This window comes from Halopseudomonas sp. 4NH20-0008, from assembly GCF_057548395.1.
Map to the genome: position 1 here is coordinate 97,475 of NZ_BAAJMD010000006.1, position 17,498 is coordinate 114,972.

Annotated in this window: 14 protein-coding genes and 1 other RNA gene; 5 read left to right on the forward strand and 10 right to left on the reverse strand. The window is 59.3% G+C overall.

Annotated elements, in window-relative coordinates:
• Nucleotide 1: 1 nt before the first annotated feature.
• Both AC27HQ_RS07825 and AC27HQ_RS07830 read right to left on the reverse strand, forming a co-directional pair.
• Nucleotides 2-2,143, reverse strand: a complete 2,142-nt coding sequence (locus AC27HQ_RS07825) for a 3-hydroxyacyl-CoA dehydrogenase NAD-binding domain-containing protein (RefSeq protein WP_487155594.1) — start codon at nt 2,141-2,143, stop codon at nt 2-4.
• Nucleotides 2,144-2,209: 66 nt separating this feature from the next.
• Nucleotides 2,210-3,415, reverse strand: a complete 1,206-nt coding sequence (locus AC27HQ_RS07830) for an acetyl-CoA C-acetyltransferase (protein WP_487155595.1) — start codon at nt 3,413-3,415, stop codon at nt 2,210-2,212.
• A gap of 538 nt (nt 3,416-3,953) precedes the next feature.
• On the opposite strand from AC27HQ_RS07830, the gene mnmC reads away from it, so the two are divergent.
• Nucleotides 3,954-5,960 carry a bifunctional tRNA (5-methylaminomethyl-2-thiouridine)(34)-methyltransferase MnmC2/FAD-dependent 5-carboxymethylaminomethyl-2-thiouridine(34) oxidoreductase MnmC1 gene (mnmC, locus tag AC27HQ_RS07835; protein ID WP_487155596.1) on the forward strand — a complete coding sequence of 669 codons (2,007 nt, stop codon included), beginning with the start codon at nt 3,954-3,956 and terminating at the stop codon, nt 5,958-5,960.
• Between the two features lie 110 nt (nt 5,961-6,070).
• Nucleotides 6,071-8,815 carry a hybrid sensor histidine kinase/response regulator gene (locus tag AC27HQ_RS07840; RefSeq protein WP_487155597.1) on the forward strand — a complete coding sequence of 915 codons (2,745 nt, stop codon included), beginning with the start codon at nt 6,071-6,073 and terminating at the stop codon, nt 8,813-8,815.
• Here the strand turns inward: AC27HQ_RS07840 and AC27HQ_RS07845 are convergent.
• Nucleotides 8,793-9,551 (reverse strand): sulfite exporter TauE/SafE family protein, encoded by a 759-nt coding sequence (locus tag AC27HQ_RS07845; RefSeq protein WP_487155598.1) that lies wholly within the window; start codon nt 9,549-9,551, stop codon nt 8,793-8,795. The two genes, AC27HQ_RS07840 and AC27HQ_RS07845, sit on opposite strands and share 23 nt — an antisense overlap.
• A 71-nt stretch (nt 9,552-9,622) precedes the next feature.
• Between AC27HQ_RS07845 and AC27HQ_RS07850 the strand changes: the two genes are divergently transcribed.
• A complete protein-coding gene (locus tag AC27HQ_RS07850; RefSeq protein ID WP_487155599.1) occupies nt 9,623-9,856 on the forward strand; it encodes a YheU family protein in 234 nt (77 codons plus the stop codon).
• 8 nt (nt 9,857-9,864) lie between these two features.
• Here AC27HQ_RS07850 and AC27HQ_RS07855 read toward each other — a convergent pair whose 3' ends face one another.
• Nucleotides 9,865-11,175 carry a serine hydrolase domain-containing protein gene (locus AC27HQ_RS07855; RefSeq protein ID WP_487155600.1) on the reverse strand — a complete coding sequence of 437 codons (1,311 nt, stop codon included), beginning with the start codon at nt 11,173-11,175 and terminating at the stop codon, nt 9,865-9,867.
• Between the two features lie 106 nt (nt 11,176-11,281).
• Complete coding sequence (locus AC27HQ_RS07860) at nt 11,282-12,001, reverse strand: substrate-binding periplasmic protein (protein ID WP_487155601.1); 720 nt, start codon at nt 11,999-12,001, stop codon at nt 11,282-11,284.
• A gap of 313 nt (nt 12,002-12,314) precedes the next feature.
• On the opposite strand from AC27HQ_RS07860, the gene AC27HQ_RS07865 reads away from it, so the two are divergent.
• Nucleotides 12,315-12,518, forward strand: coding sequence for a hypothetical protein (locus AC27HQ_RS07865; RefSeq protein WP_487155602.1), 204 nt, complete (start codon nt 12,315-12,317; stop codon nt 12,516-12,518).
• 98 nt (nt 12,519-12,616) lie between these two features.
• On the forward strand, nt 12,617-13,486 hold the full coding sequence (locus AC27HQ_RS07870; RefSeq protein WP_487155603.1) for a pirin family protein: 870 nt from the start codon (nt 12,617-12,619) through the stop codon (nt 13,484-13,486).
• Nucleotides 13,487-13,488: 2 nt separating this feature from the next.
• Here AC27HQ_RS07870 and recR read toward each other — a convergent pair whose 3' ends face one another.
• The 5 genes from recR to ffs all read right to left on the reverse strand — a co-directional run bounded on the left by recR (nt 13,489) and on the right by ffs (nt 17,446).
• Entirely contained in the window at nt 13,489-14,088 is a 600-nt protein-coding gene (gene recR / locus AC27HQ_RS07875; RefSeq protein ID WP_487155604.1) for a recombination mediator RecR, read from the reverse strand.
• Nucleotides 14,089-14,118: 30 nt separating this feature from the next.
• On the reverse strand, nt 14,119-14,445 hold the full coding sequence (locus AC27HQ_RS07880; protein WP_487155605.1) for a YbaB/EbfC family nucleoid-associated protein: 327 nt from the start codon (nt 14,443-14,445) through the stop codon (nt 14,119-14,121).
• Between the two features lie 9 nt (nt 14,446-14,454).
• The gene (gene dnaX, locus AC27HQ_RS07885; RefSeq protein ID WP_487155706.1) at nt 14,455-16,374 is read right to left on the reverse strand and encodes a DNA polymerase III subunit gamma/tau; all 1,920 of its coding nucleotides are present in this window, start codon (nt 16,372-16,374) and stop codon (nt 14,455-14,457) included.
• 120 nt (nt 16,375-16,494) lie between these two features.
• A complete protein-coding gene (locus AC27HQ_RS07890; RefSeq protein WP_487155606.1) occupies nt 16,495-17,199 on the reverse strand; it encodes a hypothetical protein in 705 nt (234 codons plus the stop codon).
• Nucleotides 17,200-17,349: 150 nt separating this feature from the next.
• Nucleotides 17,350-17,446, reverse strand: an RNA gene (gene ffs / locus AC27HQ_RS07895) — signal recognition particle sRNA small type.
• Nucleotides 17,447-17,498: the final 52 nt, after the last annotated feature.

Consider the following 17,498-nt stretch of genomic DNA (forward strand, 5'->3'; position numbering starts at 1 on the left):
TTTAGCGGAAGGATTCACCACTGGCGGCTTTCTCGAGCAGTAATGCAGGCGGCTGGAAGCGTTCACCGTAGCCTTCGGCCAGTTGGTTGGCGCGGGCGACAAAAGCGGTTAACGGGTATTGGTTGATGTACTGCAGGGCGCCGCCGGTCCAGGCGGCAAAACCGATGCCGAAAATTGAGCCGACATTGGCATCAGCGGTGGATTGCAGCACGCCCTCCTGCAGGCAGCGCACGGTTTCCAGTGCCTGTACAAAGAGAAGGCGGTCACGCACATCCTCCAACGGCAGTGAGGCTGCTGCGCCAAACTGCTCGATCAAGCCAGGCCATAGCTGTTTTTTGCCGCCCGCCGGATAGTCATAGAAACCGCCACCGGCCGCCTTGCCGGGCCGCTGCAGTTCAAGCATACGGTCAATCACCGCAAAGGCCGGGTGCGCTGGCACAGCCTGGCCTTCGGCGAGCAAATCCTTGCGCGTCTGCTCGCGGATATGACTCATCAGGCTCAGGGACACCTCGTCGGATACCGCCAGCGGCCCCACCGGCATGCCGGTCTGGCGGGCCAGATTCTCGATCAGCGCCGCCGGCACTCCTTCACCCAGCATGGCAATGCCTTCACTGGTATAGGTACTGAACACCCGCGAAGTAAAGAAACCCCGGCTGTCGTTGACCACAATGGGCGTCTTGTTGATCTGCATGACAAAGTCGAAAGCCCGCGCCAGAGCCTGATCACTGCTCTGGGCACCGCGAATGATCTCGACCAGCGGCATGCGCTCGACCGGACTGAAAAAATGCAGACCGATAAAGTTGTCCTGGCGCGTCACTGCCTGCGCCAGCCCGGTGATGGGCAGGGTCGAGGTATTGCTGGCCAGCAGGGCATCGGGCAGCGCCTGACGCTCAGCGGCCGCAGTCACCTGCGCCTTCAGACTGCGGTCTTCAAACACCGCCTCGATAATCAGCTCACAGCCGACAAAATCACTGTCATCGGCGCTTGGCCTGATGCGCGCCAGGCACAGATCGCGCTGATCGCTGCTGATTTGCCCGCGCGCGAGTTGCTTGTCGAGCAGACCGGCCGAATAGGCTTTGCCCTTTTCTGCCGCCGCAAGGGACACATCCTTGAGGACCACCTCGATCCCCGCCCTGGCGGCCACATAGGCAATACCGGCGCCCATCATGCCCGCGCCAATGACCCCGAGCTTGCCGATACGACGGCTCGGCAGCTCGGCCGGACGCGAGTCACCGGCCTTGATCTGATTGAGCTGAAACCAGAAGGTACCAATCATGTTCTTGGCTACCTGACCACAGGCCAGCTCGGTGAAGTAACGGGTTTCGATGATCTGCGCCGTATCAAAGTCGACCTGGGCCCCCTCGACCGCCGCACAGAGAATCTTCTCGGGTGCCGGAAAGCAGCCCTGGGTCTTGCTGCGCAGGACCGCCGGGGCGATTGGCAGCATCTGCGCCAGCGCTGGCTGCGCCGGCGTCCCACCGGGCAGCTTGTAACCCTTGTCATCCCAGGGTTGACGGGCATCCGGATTGGCCAGAATCCAGGCCCGGGCCATGTCCAGCATGCTCTGCTGATCATCTGCCAGAGCATGGATCAGTCCGGCGGCGAAAGCCTGGCGCGGACGCAACTGCTTGCCTTCAAGCAGGTAGGGCAAGGCTTTTTCCACGCCGAGCAGGCGTACCATGCGCACAATACCGCCACTGCCCGGGAGCAAGCCGAGGGTGACTTCCGGCAAGCCCAGTTGCGTCTCCGGCAGGTCCAGGGCAATACGGTAATGACAGGCCAGCGCCAATTCCCAGCCACCGCCGAGGGCGGCGCCATTGATCGCGGCGACCACCGGGCGACCCAGTGTCTCCAAACGCCGCAATTGGGCTTTCAAGCCCAGCACCATGCGATAAAAAGACTCAGCGTCTGCCGGGCTGACACGAATCAATTCGTTCAAGTCACCGCCGGCAAAAAAGGTTTTCTTCGCCGAGGTGATGATCACCCCGCTGATCTCGGTGCACTCCGCTTCCAGGCGGTCCAGCGTGCTGACCATGGCCTCGCGGTAAACGGCATTCATGGTATTGGCGCGCTGACCCGGCATATCCAGGGTCAGGGTAACAATACCCTGCTGATCGCGCTGGTAAACAATGGCAGTGGACATCTTGACTCCTGAAGCCCGATTCAAAGGGGCTGACTGACGATCTTGAGGTGCAGCAGCGCTCCGCAATCAGAGCCGCTCGATAATCGTGGCAATGCCCATACCGCCACCGACACACAGGGTCGCCAGGCCATAACGCAACTGGCGGGCCTCCAGTTCATCCAGCAGGGTGGCGAGAATGATGCAGCCGGTGGCACCGAGCGGATGACCCATGGCAATGGATCCGCCGTTGACGTTAACCTTGTGCTCAGGCACCTGCAGCTCCTTCATGAACTTCATCACCACCGAGGCAAAGGCCTCATTGACCTCGAACAGATCAATGTCGGTAATCTCCAGGCCAGCCTTGCGCAGCGCCTTGCGGGTTGCAGGTGCCGGGCCGGTGAGCATGATGGTCGGATCGGTGCTGGTCACGGCGGTGGCCAGAATACGCGCGCGGGGCGTCAGGCCCTGGGCCTGGCCGGCGGCCTCGGAGCCGATCAGCATGGCCACGGCGCCATCCACGATGCCGGAACTGTTGCCCGGGGTATGCACATGCTGAATGGCTTCAACCCAGGGATAGCGGCGCAGCGCCGCGGCATCAAACCCCATCTGACCCATGCCTGCGAAACTCGGTTTGAGCGCGGCCAGGCCCTCCAGGGTGGTATCGGCGCGGATAAATTCGTCCTGATCCAGCAGGACAATACCGTTCTGATCGGTCACCGGCATCAGGCTGCGGGCAAAGGCACCGGTAGCACGGGCCTGCGCGGCTTTTTGCTGGGAACGCAGGGCAAAGGCGTCGACCTCGGCACGACTGAAGCCCTCCAGAGTGGCGATCAGATCGGCGCCAATACCCTGGGGTACAAACTGGGCCTGCATATTGGTTTGCGGATCCAGCGCCCAGGCGCCACCATCCGAGCCCATGGGTACCCGCGACATGGACTCGACGCCACCCGCCACCACCAGGTCCTCGAAGCCGGAGCCTATCTTCATGGCCGCCAGGTTCACGGCCTCCAGGCCAGAGGCGCAGAAGCGGTTGATCTGCACGCCAGCCACCGACTCATGCCAGTCGGCCACCAGCGCGGCGGTCTTGGCAATATCGGCGCCCTGATCACCCACCGGGGTAACGCAGCCCAGCACAATGTCATCAACGCGGGCGGTATCCAGATCATTGCGTTGCTGCAGAGTGCGCAATACCGCGGCCATGAGATTGACCGGCTTGACACTGTAGAGCGAGCCATCGCGCTTACCCTTGCCTCGGGGCGTACGTACGGCATCGAAAATCAGGGCCTCGCTCATGCTGCGCTCTCCGGGTGAAAAACCAGCCTCTACCCTACCCCAGACAGCCGCGACGGCAACAACCAAATCGGTCAATTCACAGGTCATTTTCACCGACGCACGTGCCCGCGAAGGACAAACAGAACAGAGCGTGACAGCGTGATGACAGGCTCAGATTGAGTGGCAATTTTCTGCCATGTGCTTGTAGCCAATTGGTCTAATACCGGGGCATAGGCAGGCTAAAGTAAAAAGTGAGCCGGTTTTATCGGAACGACGGCAGACAATATCTGTCAGTACTACAAGGTTGACCCGCCAGTGGGTGACCGAACGTGACGCGACCTGGCCAGTACTCGGCCGACGCAGCAGACCCTACCAGGGTAACTGCACAAAATAAAAAAGGTGATCACAATGAAACAGCTTTTCAAGGCCCAATGGCCTACCTTCGGTCTGGTTTTCATCGCTACCTGGCTACTGCTGATCTACCCCAATATACCCTGATGTTCTGCTCAGTCGGCTTTCACGGGTAGACTACCCGGCATCACCATCAGCCGGAGTCACCGTGAAAGCCTTGCCACCCCATGCCGATCTGATATGGGCCGATGACGGCCAACCTTTCTCCAGCCATTTTGGTGACCTGTACTTTTCCCGCGAGTCCGGACTGGAAGAAAGCCGCCACGTATTTCTCCAGCATAATCAATTACCTGCACGCTGGCGCCAACTGGCCACTGATGCGCACTTTTGCATAGCAGAAACCGGCTTTGGTACCGGCCTGAATTTTCTCAGCGCCTGGCAACTCTGGGATGACTGCGCGCCGCCTGGCGCTCGGCTGCACTTTGTCAGTTGTGAAAAATTTCCGCTCAGGGTGACTGATCTGCAGCGCGCGCTGGCGCTCTGGCCGGAACTGGCACACTGGTCTGGACAATTGCTCGCGCAGTACAGCGACCTGACCACCGGCTGGCAACATTTTGTGCTGGCCGAGGGGCGGGTAACCCTGACCCTGCTGATCGGCGATATATTCGATACCCTGCCAGAGCTTGATGCCCAGGTTGACGCCTGGTTTCTGGACGGCTTTGCCCCGGCAAAGAATCCGGAGATGTGGCAACCGGCGCTGTATCAGCAGATGGCCCGATTGTCCCGGCCAGGCAGCACTGTCGCGACCTTTACCAGTGCCGGCGATGTTCGTCGCGGCCTGCAGGCGGCCGGCTTCAGCATGAACCGGGTCAAGGGCTATGGACGCAAGCGCGAAATGCTGGCTGGGCTATTCACAAAGCCAGTCGAACTGCCCTGGCAGGCGCCCTGGTATGCCCGACCTACTGGCCATCCGGGCACGCGTGAAGTGATGATCATTGGTGCCGGTCTGGCCGGCTGCAGTACGGCGATGGCCCTGGCCCGCCGCGGCTGGCAGGTGCAACTGATCGAGCGTCATGCCAGCCCAGCGCAGGAGGCCTCGGGTAATCCTCAGGGCATTCTGTACTGCAAACTGTCACCCCACCAGCCGCCGCTATCACGCTTTATCCAGAGCGCCTATGCCTTCAGCCTGCGACAACTGCACGCGCTAATGCCGCAGTCGGAGGATACCTGGGCCGCCTGTGGTGTGTTGCAACTGAGCAAGGATGATAAGGAAGCAGAGCGCTATGAGGCGCTGGCGCAACAGGGCTACCCTGCAGAGTTCCTGCGTGGCGTCAGTGCCGCCGAAGCCAGTGTGGTTGCCGGTCTCAAGGTCTCGCGCGGCGGCCTGTTCTTCGCCGGTGGTGGCTGGGTCAACCCGCCGAGTCTGTGCCAGGCCTTGCTGCAACATCCCAATATTCAGCTGTTGAAGCAGCATGAAGCACTGGCGTTGACGTACAGCGACGGGCAGTGGACTGCACAGGATGGCACTGGGCAAACCATCGCCAGTGCTGCCTGCGTGGTGGTCTGCAGTGCCGCCGATAGCAAGCGATTTGAGCAGACCCGGCACTTGCCGTTGAAAGCCATACGTGGCCAGATCACCCACCTGCCTGCCAGCGAATCAAGCCAGGCACTGCGCACCGTACTGTGCAGCGAGGGCTATGTATCACCGGCTCGGCATGGCGAGCACCACCTTGGCGCCAGCTTTCGCTTTGACTGGCAGGATATGCAGCCGACCAGCGAGGAGAACCAGTCCAATCTGGCCCTGCTGGCTGACCTGTCGAGCGAACTGACAGACGCACTGGCCCTGTCACAACAGGATCCTGCTGAGCTCAAGGCGCGAGCGGCCCTACGCTGCACCAGCCCTGATTACCTGCCGCTGATCGGTCCGGTTGTTCAGCCCGAGCCGTTCATCCGGGACTACGCCGTGCTCGGCAAGGACGCTTCCAAACAGTTGGATACGTCCGCACCCTGGTATCCGGGGTTGTTTATCAATAGCGCCCATGGTTCCCGCGGCCTGATCAGTTGCCCACTGAGCGGTGAATTGCTGGCCGCCCTGCTCAATAACGAACCGCTGCCCCTGCCCAGGCAACTGGTGCAGGCTGTGCATCCCAGCCGCTTCCTGTTACGCCAACTGGTACGCGGGCAATTTGCCCGGGGCTCTAACGCTGACGCGTAATAACAGACTGCGGCATGGTGACTAACACTGAGCCATTGCTGTGCTAGCATCAAGGTTGTCTCTGCCAACAACATCATCAAAAATGGTCAGGTCAGTGAGGTGCTGTATCCATGCGTGTGCCCGGGTATCTGCTGATGCTGTTTTACCTGTTGCTGCCGGCCGTCACTGCCCAGGCGCACAGCCCCTCGGCCCTGCTCATTGATCACACAGACCTGCGCAGCAGCCTTACCACTTACACCCGAATACTTGAAGACGCCGATGCCAGTCTGGTGCTGACGACCTTGCCCGCACTCGATGATCCGGCCTGGAAGACCGTTCAGGGCACCTATGTGAATCAGGGTAAAAACCCATCGGTCTGGTGGCTGTATTTCAGCCTCGACAACAACCGGGATAGTACTGTCGAAGGCGTGCTGGAAATCAACTACCCGATACTTGATCGCCTTGAACTGTTTCAACGGCACGATGGCAGCCTATTGCAGCATCATCTGAGTGGCGACCATATCCTGCTGCAGGACCGTCCGATGCAAGTCAGAAATCCCTGGATCCCCCTGTCACTTCCAACCGGAACCAGCGAGTTCTACTTGCGGGTGGAAACCAGCAGCACCCTCTTTGTACCCCTGTATTTTGCTACCTGGCCTACCGCTGCGGAACATCTTGAAATCAGTAGTCTGGCCAACGGTCTGTTTTATGGCGTGCTGCTGGGTCTGTTTGCCTACAATCTGTTTCTTTATGCCTCCCTGCGCGAAACCAGCTATTTCTGGTACCTGATCTACAACCTGAACATGCTGCTGTTCATGGCCGCCCTCGACGGTCTGCTGTGGAAATGGCTGCAGATGAATGTGTTGTTCCAGTCTTTTTCGATCTACAGCCTGATGTATCTGCATTGCATAGTCGCCACCCAGTTCAGCCGTCATTTTCTGCATACGGCCGAGCGCTTTCCGCGGATTGATTTGTGGCTGCGCAGCGTTCTGATACTGGTCACACTCGCACTTCTCAGCCTGCCACTGATCGGACTGGCCAACTACAATCTGTTTGCCAGTCTGTTTGTACTGGTCAACTCGATGATTTTGCTGTCAGTGGGCATTCATGTCTGGCGCCGTGGCTTCCGCTACGGCTCCTACTTCACCCTGGCCTGGGGCCTGTTGCTCTGCTCGCTGATCCTCTCGACCACCGGTTCGCTGGGCTACGAACCAGCCATTGCCTACGGTACCGATCTGGTCAAGCTGGGCATATGCGTAGAGCTGTTTATTCTTTCACTCGGCCTGGCTGACCGCATCAATGCACTTAAGGAAGCGCGCTTTCTGGCTGACGAGCAGGCCCGGCAGGCACGTCTGGAGTCACGTGCTCAGGGCCGCTTTCTGGCCAAGATGAGCCACGAGATACGCACACCCTTGAACGGCGTACTGGGCATGCTGCAACTGTTGCGTGACACACGCCTGGACAGTTCCCAGCGCTTTTTTGTCGACACCATCAACAGCTCGGGACAGGCGCTGATCTCGGTCATCAACGATATTCTCGACTATGCCCGTATCGAGTCGGGACAGGTGCGACTGGAGCAAATCGAGTTTGATCTTGAGGAACTGTTATCCAGCAGTTGCAGCCTGTTTACCGCCGAGGCGCTGAACAAGCAGTTGGCCGTTTACTGCAGTCTGGACCGCGATGTCCCGCGCTATCTGATTGGCGATCCGACCCGGCTCAAACAGGTACTGCTGAACCTGCTGAGCAATGCTTTCAAATTTACCGATCAGGGTCATGTCAGCCTGCATGTCAGCTTGCAGTCATCCCAGGATGACCTGCTCAGCCTGCAAATGGCTATCAGGGATACCGGCATCGGCATCAGTCCGCAGGCGCGCAGGCAACTTTTTGAATCCTTTACCCAGGCCGACAGCAGTACCACCCGACGTTACGGCGGCAGCGGCCTGGGTCTGACCATCAGCCTTGAGCTGGCCAAACTGATGGGTGGCGATATCAGTGTAGAGAGCGAGGTCAATGTCGGTTCCTGCTTCTGCCTGAAGGTCCCCCTGCGATCAAGCCCACGACATCAGCCTGACCATCCGGAGCTGCGCCAGGCCATTCTGGCAGGCAACGACCCGCAGGCCATCAGCAGCTATACCCCGTTGTTGCAGCGATTGGGTTTCAGTGTTGTCCGACAACCCCTAGGCATGCTCACCGGCAAGGCCGTCGACGCCAGGACAGCATTGCTGGTGATTGCCACCCAGGGCATGGGTAACGAGGAACTGAGCCAAGTCGCTGCCCTGATGCACGCCAGTGACCAGCCGCTGTTGAGTATCTGCAACGCCAGGGTACGCGATCTGCTGGCAGCCACTCAATTGGCACCAAGCTGCCGTATCCTGAGCATGCCGGTCACCCCGACTCAGCTGCGCCAGACCCTGGATGAGTTGCAGCAGACCCGCCACACCGCTTATCCCGCTGAGGCCAAGCTGCAGCTAGGCAATGCAACAAGGCTGCACGTGATGCTTGCTGAGGACAATCCCGTCAACCAGCTGGTTGCCCGCGGCATGCTGGAGAAGTATGGCTGCCAGACCACTGTGGCGCTGAATGGCTCAGAGGCGCTGGCACTCTATCGAGCCAAGCCTGAAGACGTCCACCTGATCCTGATGGACTGTGAAATGCCGATCATGGACGGCTTTGAAGCAACCCGCCGCATCCGCGCCTTCGAGCAACAGCATGATTTACCCGCTGTGCCCATTTTTGCCCTGACAGCGCATGTATTGGATGACCACATGCGCTCCGGAACGGCCGCAGGCATGAACGGCTTTCTGGCCAAACCGATTGAGGCCGACGCCTTTGATCAGCTGATTACCGGGCTGCTCAAATCAGCTGCAGAGCAGTAAAGCCGTCGAACAAAAGCTTGCAACCGGTGGCAAAGAGAAACAGATAACAAAGCTGATAGATCAGTTTGTCGTTACTGCGTTGCAGCATCCAGAAGCCCATCCTGACCCCCAGTGGTGCCAGCGGTAGCAGCACCAGGGCGGTCAGCAGATTGGCGCTATTGAACTGACCGAGGTAGACATAGGCAGGCAGTTTGGCCAGATTGACCACGGCAAAAAACACCGCAATGGTGCCCATCAATACGGTCTTGTCGAGTTTCTGCGGCAACAGGTACACATTGATCGGCGGCCCGCCAGCATGGATACCGAAACTGGTAAAACCAGCCATCATGCCCCAGAAACCGCCTCGCAGCCGGCTGACCGGCCGCACTGGCGGCTCACCCCGGCGCAGCCAGATATTCAGGGTAAAGATCAGCGCAATAGCGCCAATCAGAATCTGAATATGCGCATCATTGAGCAGCCTGAACGTCAGGGCGCCAATCACCACACCGACCAGTGAGGCCGGCAGTATGATGCGCAGATTGACCTTGTCCCAGCGCCCCCTGAAGGTTCGCAGGGCAACCAGATCCATGACAATCAAAATCGGCAACAGAATGGCCGCCGCCTGCTGCGGCGCGACCACCAGTGCCATCAAGGGTACCGACAGAATGGCGATATTGCCGCCAAAGCCACCCTTGGCTATACCATAGAGCAGCACAGCGGGAATGGCGCAAAGATAAAACAGCGGATCACTGATCATGACAGGCCAGGCAGAAAGAACAGGCTGCGCAGTGTATCATCAGCAGCTCTGTCATCCATGAAGTAGGCAACATGCTGATACCCCATGAGCTGCTCGATCCACAGACCCTGCAGGCGCTGCTGGAGGACTTTGTCACCCGCGAAGGCACCGACAACGGTTATGACGTCAGCCTTGAGCAGCGCGTGGAACGGCTACGACGGCAGATCGAGTCAGGTCAGGTGCTGATCGTGTTCCACCCCGAGAGCGGAGACACCAGCCTGGCGCATCGGCGTGATGTGCCAGCTGAGTACCTCAAGGACGAGTAACAACTGGGCTACTCGGTGGCATTTTCACGCAACAGGTCGGCCAGCGCGCGCATGGCCGGCAGGGTGGTCGGAAAGGTATGCGCCGAGCTGGCCAACGGATGGGACGACAGGCGCACGACCACCAGACCGACAGTCGGATTTACATGAATCATCTGACCATGGACGCCCAAGGCTTCATAGGCACCATCGGCATTGTGACTGATCCACCACTGGTTGCGATAGGAATAGTCCGGCTGGAAATCCCGACCGGCGGCCTTGAACGCCTCGCGATCACCTCCCTGCAGAATGTGCTCGACAGCGGCACTGCTGACAATCTGCTGGCCATTGAACCGCCCCTTCAAGCGCATCATTTCGCCAAAACGCGCCAGGTCGCGCAGGGTCACATTCAAGCCTGCCCCGGCCCATTCCGTACCCTTTGAGTCCAGCAACATATAGGCATCCTGTTCGGCACCCAGAGGAATCCATAGCCGTTCACTGATCAGTTCAGCGAGATGTTTACCGGTCGCTTTGCGCAGCACCCATCCCAGCACTTCGGTATGCACGGTGCGGTAGATAAAGCGTTCACCATGGGCCTGGTCGGCGCCGATACTCGGCAGATAGCTGTACAGATCACGCGGCCCGGGGTAGGTCGTCGGAGCCGGCATCATGCCCGCCGCGAGGGCATATTTGACCACGTCAGATTCGGCATCGGCATAGACTTCGCTGTAGTCGATGTCGGCCGTCATGTTGAGCAGTTGCTGAAGGGTTGCACCTTCCCAGCCACTGCCCTGCAGTTCAGGGACGTAATCAGTCACCAGCGCATTGGCATCCAGAACACCCTCCTCAATCAGTTGAGTCGCCAGCAAACCGGCAAACGACTTGGTGACCGACCAGAGCATGTGCGGATTCTCGGCTGGCATGCCTTCATGGTAGGCCTCGTAGATCACCTTGCCGTTCTGCATTATCAGCGTGGCATCGGCATAGCTGTTGGTCAGGTAATCGGCAAAGCTGACAGGCTGCCCATCCGGACCGGGGAAGATCAGACTGTCAATGTTTTGCTTGCGATCATCACCAACCGGCAAAACAGCAACCGGTCCCGCACCACGCAGGACCGCCCGGCTCGGCAACAGTTCGCGCATATGATGAAAAGCCCAGCGCAGATTCGGGTAGTCAGACAGAAAATTGGCTGCCGTGACCTGCTTGTCAGGCGGCGGCGGAAAGCCCTGCATCAAAGCCAGCTGGTCCAGACGCACGCTCTCGGGTGCAGGCAAGGTCTGGGCATGAACAGAAAGGGTCAGAGCGGCGATCAAAACAGCAAGGCTGAGGCGGGGAAGGGGCATGGTGGAGTCCGGTTGTCATTATTGTTCTGACAGCCTAGCCAATAGACTAGGATAAAGCAGTGCCGGAAACGCCACTCAGGGGGCTGAATCGGCCAATTCATGACGCTCAGTAGGCAGCATAACGCGCTTCTATTTCCTGGTATCGACCGTTCTCGCGGATCTGCTGCAAGCCCCTGTTGAACTGGTCGCGCAGAGAAGTATCAACAAAACCCATGCGGTAGGCCGTGGGTTCAAACAGGGGATGGATGTCGATCTCCTGAGTGGTATCAACCCGGTCGGCCACCTCGTCGGTAAAAGCACGAATAATCCGCCTGTCACCGATCATCACGTCAATACGCCCGGCATACAGCAGCAGATTACGTGTTACCTGCCGAGCCTCCTCGCGGTAAAGCCGGTTACTCAGCGCCATACTGCGAAACTCGTCACCGAGCAATAACCGGGCACGCTGGAAAGCGCTAACCGAGTATTGGCTCAGGTCACTGATCCGGTTCAGGCGGATATTGCGCGCCTTGAGGGTCACTGCGACATTCTGATAGGTGATGTATACATCAGAATAATGGGCACTAACGCCACTGGCCTCACTGGTGACGGTTATACCGTCCAGCTCCTGGTGTTCAAGCATCATGTGCAAGCGTTCCAGAGGCGAGTAGTAAGGCTCCACCAGCAACCCTGCCTGCTCCAGAGCGGCAATAACGATGTCCACCTCAAGCCCGCGATGCTCCTGCTCAAACACGTAGGGGGGCTTATGCGTGCCAAAGCCGATAACCACCGTCTGTGCTGACGCTGCAAGAGGGAGGCTAAGGAGCAAGAGCAGCAAGATGCCCAAAGTGTATTTCCAATCAGATTGGCGTATCAGTACCTGTCCCCCTTTGTGGGCTGCTGGGCAAAGAGACATCGCCCGCCGAATGAACTGGTTTCAGTGTAGTTGCTAAACAGCCAGACCACTGATGCATTTATCCAACGCACAGGATGTGACAACAGGTCACCCTGATCAGACTTGGATGCCTGCAGCAATGGGACTAATATACAAGCCTTACAGCCCGTAAGGGCATTGACGAGGTTACACAATGAAACTGCTTTCCAGCCTACTCCTGACTAGCCTATTCCTTGTCGCCGCCATGCCAGCAAGCGCCTGTAGCATGGATGACGCTGTAGCCAAGGCCGAGCAGGTCGCCGAAACCATCAATCGCCTGGCACATGACGACCCACAGCGTGCCGAAGCGATGAACGCGCAGCTGATTGAACTGCAACAGCGTGACCCCACGCGCAGCGATCATGGTGCCTGTGAAGCTTACGACCGCATCATCCGCGAGCTTGAAGAGCACTTTGGCAACAGCCAATAACCCATCAGTCAAACCGATAGGTTTGGCGCATTTTTTGCGCTATTCCGCCAGTCATTCGAACAATAGACTTGTCTCATAGTCCTTTAAGGAGATGAGACATGACTAACTTACTCAATCGTGACCTGGTCGAACAACTGACCGGACGCACTGCCTCCGATGGAGATGGCGTCAAACTCAAGCGGGTGTTTGGCGGCAGCGGTGCCGAACGCTTCGACCCCTTCCTGATGCTCGACGAATTTGGCTCGGACCAGGCTGAAGATTATCAGGGCGGCTTCCCCGCCCATCCGCACCGTGGCTTTGAAACCGTCACCTACATGCTTGAAGGGCGCATGCTGCATGAGGATCACCTGGGCAATCGCGGGCTGCTGGAACCCGGTGGCGTGCAGTGGATGACCGCCGGGCGCGGCATTGTGCATTCGGAGATGCCACAACAGACCTCAGGACGCATGCGTGGTTTTCAGCTGTGGATCAACTTGCCCGCCGCAGAAAAAATGCAGCCCGCCAGCTATCAGGACCTGCCCGCCAATGCCATGAACAACCTGGTATTGGCTGAGGGCGGCAGTGTCAGCATGATTGCCGGCACGCTGCAGATTGAAGGACAGTCTGTCGAAGGGCCGATTCAGGGCAAGTCGACCCAACCGCTCTACGCCGACCTGCACTTGCAGCCAGGTCAATCAATCTCCCTGCCCGTGCCCGAGACGCTGAACACCATGCTCTACGTCTATGAGGGCAGCCTGACCATCCGTGGACGTGACCGTGAGGCGGGGCTCGGGCGCGGGCAACTGGGCCGACTTGGCTCGGGGAACCAGCTATCAATACAGGCAGGTGATCAGGGTGTTCGTGCCTTGTTGATTGCCGGCAAACCGCTGGGCGAGCCGATAGTGCAATACGGGCCCTTTGTCATGAACAGTCGTGAGGAAATCGAGCAGGCCATGCGCGACTACCAGGGTGGTCGGCTGGCCTCTTGAGGTCAGAGGATAGGTGTGCGCCCTGCCAGAGCATGGGCCAGGGTGCCGCCATCAATAAACTCCAGTTCGCCGCCCAGGGGGACGCCATGGGCAATACGTGAGACCTTGATACCTCGGGGTTTCAGCAATCCGGCAATAAAATGCGCAGTAGCCTCACCTTCAACCGTGGGGTTGGTCGCCAAAATCACCTCGGCAACCTGTGAATGCTCAACCGCCGCCAACAGCAACGGAATACCTATTTCCTCGGGTCCCAATCCATCTATGGGTGACAGCTGCCCCTTGAGTACAAAGTAACGCCCGTGAAAGCCCCCTGCCTGCTCCACCGCCCACACATCCGCCGGGCTTTGCAGCACACACAACAGACTGGCATCGCGACGCGGGTCGGAACAGATGGTACAAATCTCGGTTTCACTCAAAGTGCGACACTGACTGCAGTAGCCCACCCCATCCATGGCTTCGAGCAATGATGTAGCCAGGTACCTGGCTACATCACGATCACGCTCCAGCAGATGCAAGGCCATACGCTGAGCCGTCTTGGGCCCGACCCCGGGCAGTCCACGCAAGGCATCAATCAAACGGCGAATCAGTGGACTGAAGCTCATAGGACTACTCTGTCAGTAAAGGGAAGCACATCAGAAAGGCATCTTGAAGCCATCGGGCAAGTTCATGCCCTGCGTCAGGCCGGCCATTTTGTCCTGACTGTTCTTTTCCAGCTTGCGTACGGCATCGTTGAAGGCCGCCGCAATCAAGTCCTCGAGGATTTCCTTGTCCTCGGACAGCAGGCTGTCATCCAGGCTGACACGCTTGACATCATGCCGACCGTTCATGACCACCGACACCAAACCGGCACCGGATTGCCCGGTGACTTCGGCATTGGCCAGTTCTTCCTGCATTTTCGCCATCTTTTCCTGCATTTGCTGTGCCTGCTTCATCAGCCCGGCCATGCCACCTTTCATCATGATCTTTCCTCAGTCTGTCACGGTTGTATCAATCGGTCGGATACTGTCAGCACAGATTTCCGCCGCAAAATCGCGTATCAGCCCCTGTACCAGGGGGTCTTCACGTATCAGCTGCTCGGCCTGCAATTGACGTCTCTGGCGTTCACGCGCTGCGGCCAGCGCCGGGGTCTCCTGATCCGGTTGCTGCACCAGCACTGTCAGCGTCAGACTCTGGCCCAGACAATCGATCAGCGCCTGTTGCAGGCGCAACCGGTGATTCTCGTTATACAGGGCACTGTGACCCGGATCCAGGTGCAGCAACCACTGTCCAGCATCGCAACTGACCAGTTGACAATGGGCTGCGATACTTTGCGTCAGCCCGCTCAGTGGCAGTCGCAAAAACAGCTCCAACCACTGTGCGGCAATACCGCTGGCCACCGGCAAGGGACTGACCTGTTCCGCCACGGCAGGCGCTGCTGTCTCAGCTTCATCCATCTGCCAGTCAGGCAGGTAGTCCATCAGCTCATCCTGCTCCTGACGATCACCCTCGTCATAGTCCGGCACCGACTGTAACCAATCGGCATCCGGCTCATCGAGTGGCGGCTTGACCGGCACGCCAGACTTCAGTGGCTGACCGCCCTGTACACGCATTGCCGGTTCAGCGCTGACAGGCTGGTTGACCGCTGACGTGGCCGGCTCGACAGTAGGCGCTGTGGGTGCTGGCGGCACAGGTTCGGCAACAGGTTCGGGCTGAGCCAACTCGGGTTGTGGCCGGTTTGGCTGGGAATCAACCCTGGCCTGGCTGATCCCCTGCGGCTTTCCCGGCACACTGACCGGCGGCGCCAGCGCGGCAACGCCATGAGCCACCCCCGGCCGAAAGGCCAACATGCGCAGCATGGCCATTTCAAAGCCGCCACGCGGCTCCGGCGCCAAGGGCAAATCGCGGCGCCCGTGCAAGCCCAGTTGATAAAACAGCTGCACGTCCTCGCCGCTCAAGCGCCCGGCCAGTTCCAGTATGCGCGCCTGATCACCCTGGCTATTATCCGCCGCCGCCGGCAGCACCTGAGCAATCGCCAGCCGCTGCAAGGTCGAGAGCAACTCGGCCAGCACTGCAGCAAAATCCACGCCCTGCTCTGCCAGCTCGGCAATCGCCGCCAGTAGCGCCGGCGCATCATGGGCTGCCAGCGCCTCCAGCAGGCCAAACACCTGCCCGTGATCAATGGTGCCAAGCATGCTGCGCACATCGGCCACGCTCAGCGCGCCGTTGCCAAAGGCGATGGCTTGATCAGTCAGGCTCAGGGCGTCACGCATCGACCCGTCGGCGGCGCGTCCCAACAGCCAGAGGGATTCTTCATCAAAGCGGATCATCTCTTCGCCAAGCACATGCCGCAGGTGCTCGACGACCTTTTCCGGCGCCATGTTCTTCAGGGAAAACTGCAGACAGCGGGAGAGAATGGTCACCGGCAGTTTCTGCGGATCCGTGGTCGCCAGCAGGAACTTGACGTGCTCAGGTGGCTCCTCAAGGGTCTTGAGCAGCGCGTTGAAGCTGTGACTGGACAGCATGTGCACTTCGTCGATCAGATAGACCTTGAAGCGTCCACGGGACGGCGCATATTGCACGTTATCCAGCAGTTCACGGGTATCTTCGACCTTGGTACGGCTGGCGGCGTCGACCTCGATCAGGTCAACAAAACGCCCCTCATCAATTTCCTTGCAGGCTGAACAGACGCCACAGGGCTCGGAGCTGATGCCGGTCTCGCAGTTCAGGCACTTGGCCAGAATGCGCGCAATGGTGGTCTTGCCGACGCCGCGGGTACCGGTGAACAGGTAGGCGTGGTGCAGACGATTGTGATCCAGGGCGTTGATCAGCGCCTGCAAGACGTGAGTCTGGCCGACCATTTCGCGGAACAGGCGCGGACGCCATTTACGGGCAAGAACCTGATAACTCATGGGCGGGGGCTTATCCACATCGGTCGTTCATGAAGCGGCTACTGTACCCAATGCCGACCGACATTGCGAGACGCAAAGCCACCGTTGAACACCTTGTACCCTGGCAGTCAGGCCGGGGCCTCATGCCCGGCTGAGACTGATCCAGGTTGCCAGGCCCTTGGCCAGCAAGCGACCGTCAGTATGGTAGATGGCGGTACCCGCCTGATGCTTGCGTCCGTCGTGCGTCAGCGCCCAGCCCATGACCAGCAGCGGCTCGGCAACCGGCACCGGGGCATGCTGCTCAACGGCGAAACGACCGAGCAATGCCGGCCCTGATTGCGCGTTGACGGCAAAGTAGCCTGGGCAGTCCAGCGCCGCCCAGACAAAGGGTTTGAGCAGATTGCCGCGCTCGTCAGCCAGGTCGGCCGGGGCCTGCCAGCGGGTGGCCACCAGCCCCTCAGCCAGCGGACCGGCAAATATCCGCAAGCCGTCGCCCGGCCTGCGATCCGGACCGCAGACAAAGCAACCAGGCAGATTGTGCATGCTGAAGCCAGCGTAGTGTGGCTCCGCCGCGGCAACCTGTTCAAGGTCAGGCATCGGCGGCACATCGAGTTCAAAGTGGCAGGGAACGGCACTGCCAATCCGCTGCTCATCCAGCCATAACTCAGCGCCACTGTCCGTCGTGTGCAGTTGCATCGGCGTATCCAGGGGCGGCGGGGCGTGCAGCGTAACCTGACTGTTGCCCTCAATCATGGACGCCAGACAACCGGCCACATAGCCACCATTACCGCTGGCCGGCGGCCCACAAAAGCGCTTGTCGATAATCAGATTCAAAGGAGTACTCATGGGCTTTGCTCAATACTGGGTATGCCACTTTCTACCCCCTGACAGTTCGACAAGGCAAGACTTCAGGCACAGGATTGAGCAGCGCAATACCGGGGTATCAATCAGCAGGGTGTCGCAAGGGAGGGGGGACCAGAGCGTTATGGGTGGCAGCCCCGCCAGCCACACCCCGGCACACGATATAACCGCTGTGGCTGCTCCCTTCCGGGCCTGACCAGGTTCGCGGCTGATCGTTGCGAGGGGACCGACGGGGCCACCATAACGAACCCGCACTGGGCGGGCCGCGCTATTGTAACGGCTTG

What these genes read in the sequence shown, in the direction of transcription:
- AC27HQ_RS07825 (WP_487155594.1), bottom strand. Translation starts at nt 2,143, where the DNA reads ATGTCCACTGCCATTGTTTACCAGCGCGATCAGCAGGGTATTGTTACC.
- AC27HQ_RS07830 (WP_487155595.1), bottom strand. Translation starts at nt 3,415, where the DNA reads ATGAGCGAGGCCCTGATTTTCGATGCCGTACGTACGCCCCGAGGCAAG.
- AC27HQ_RS07840 (WP_487155597.1), top strand. Translation starts at nt 6,071, where the DNA reads ATGCGTGTGCCCGGGTATCTGCTGATGCTGTTTTACCTGTTGCTGCCG.
- AC27HQ_RS07845 (WP_487155598.1), bottom strand. Translation starts at nt 9,551, where the DNA reads ATGATCAGTGATCCGCTGTTTTATCTTTGCGCCATTCCCGCTGTGCTG.
- AC27HQ_RS07850 (WP_487155599.1), top strand. Translation starts at nt 9,623, where the DNA reads ATGCTGATACCCCATGAGCTGCTCGATCCACAGACCCTGCAGGCGCTG.
- AC27HQ_RS07855 (WP_487155600.1), bottom strand. Translation starts at nt 11,175, where the DNA reads ATGCCCCTTCCCCGCCTCAGCCTTGCTGTTTTGATCGCCGCTCTGACC.
- AC27HQ_RS07865 (WP_487155602.1), top strand. Translation starts at nt 12,315, where the DNA reads ATGGATGACGCTGTAGCCAAGGCCGAGCAGGTCGCCGAAACCATCAAT.
- AC27HQ_RS07870 (WP_487155603.1), top strand. Translation starts at nt 12,617, where the DNA reads ATGACTAACTTACTCAATCGTGACCTGGTCGAACAACTGACCGGACGC.
- recR (WP_487155604.1), bottom strand. Translation starts at nt 14,088, where the DNA reads ATGAGCTTCAGTCCACTGATTCGCCGTTTGATTGATGCCTTGCGTGGA.
- AC27HQ_RS07880 (WP_487155605.1), bottom strand. Translation starts at nt 14,445, where the DNA reads ATGATGAAAGGTGGCATGGCCGGGCTGATGAAGCAGGCACAGCAAATG.
- dnaX (WP_487155706.1), bottom strand. Translation starts at nt 16,374, where the DNA reads ATGAGTTATCAGGTTCTTGCCCGTAAATGGCGTCCGCGCCTGTTCCGC.
- AC27HQ_RS07890 (WP_487155606.1), bottom strand. Translation starts at nt 17,199, where the DNA reads ATGAGTACTCCTTTGAATCTGATTATCGACAAGCGCTTTTGTGGGCCG.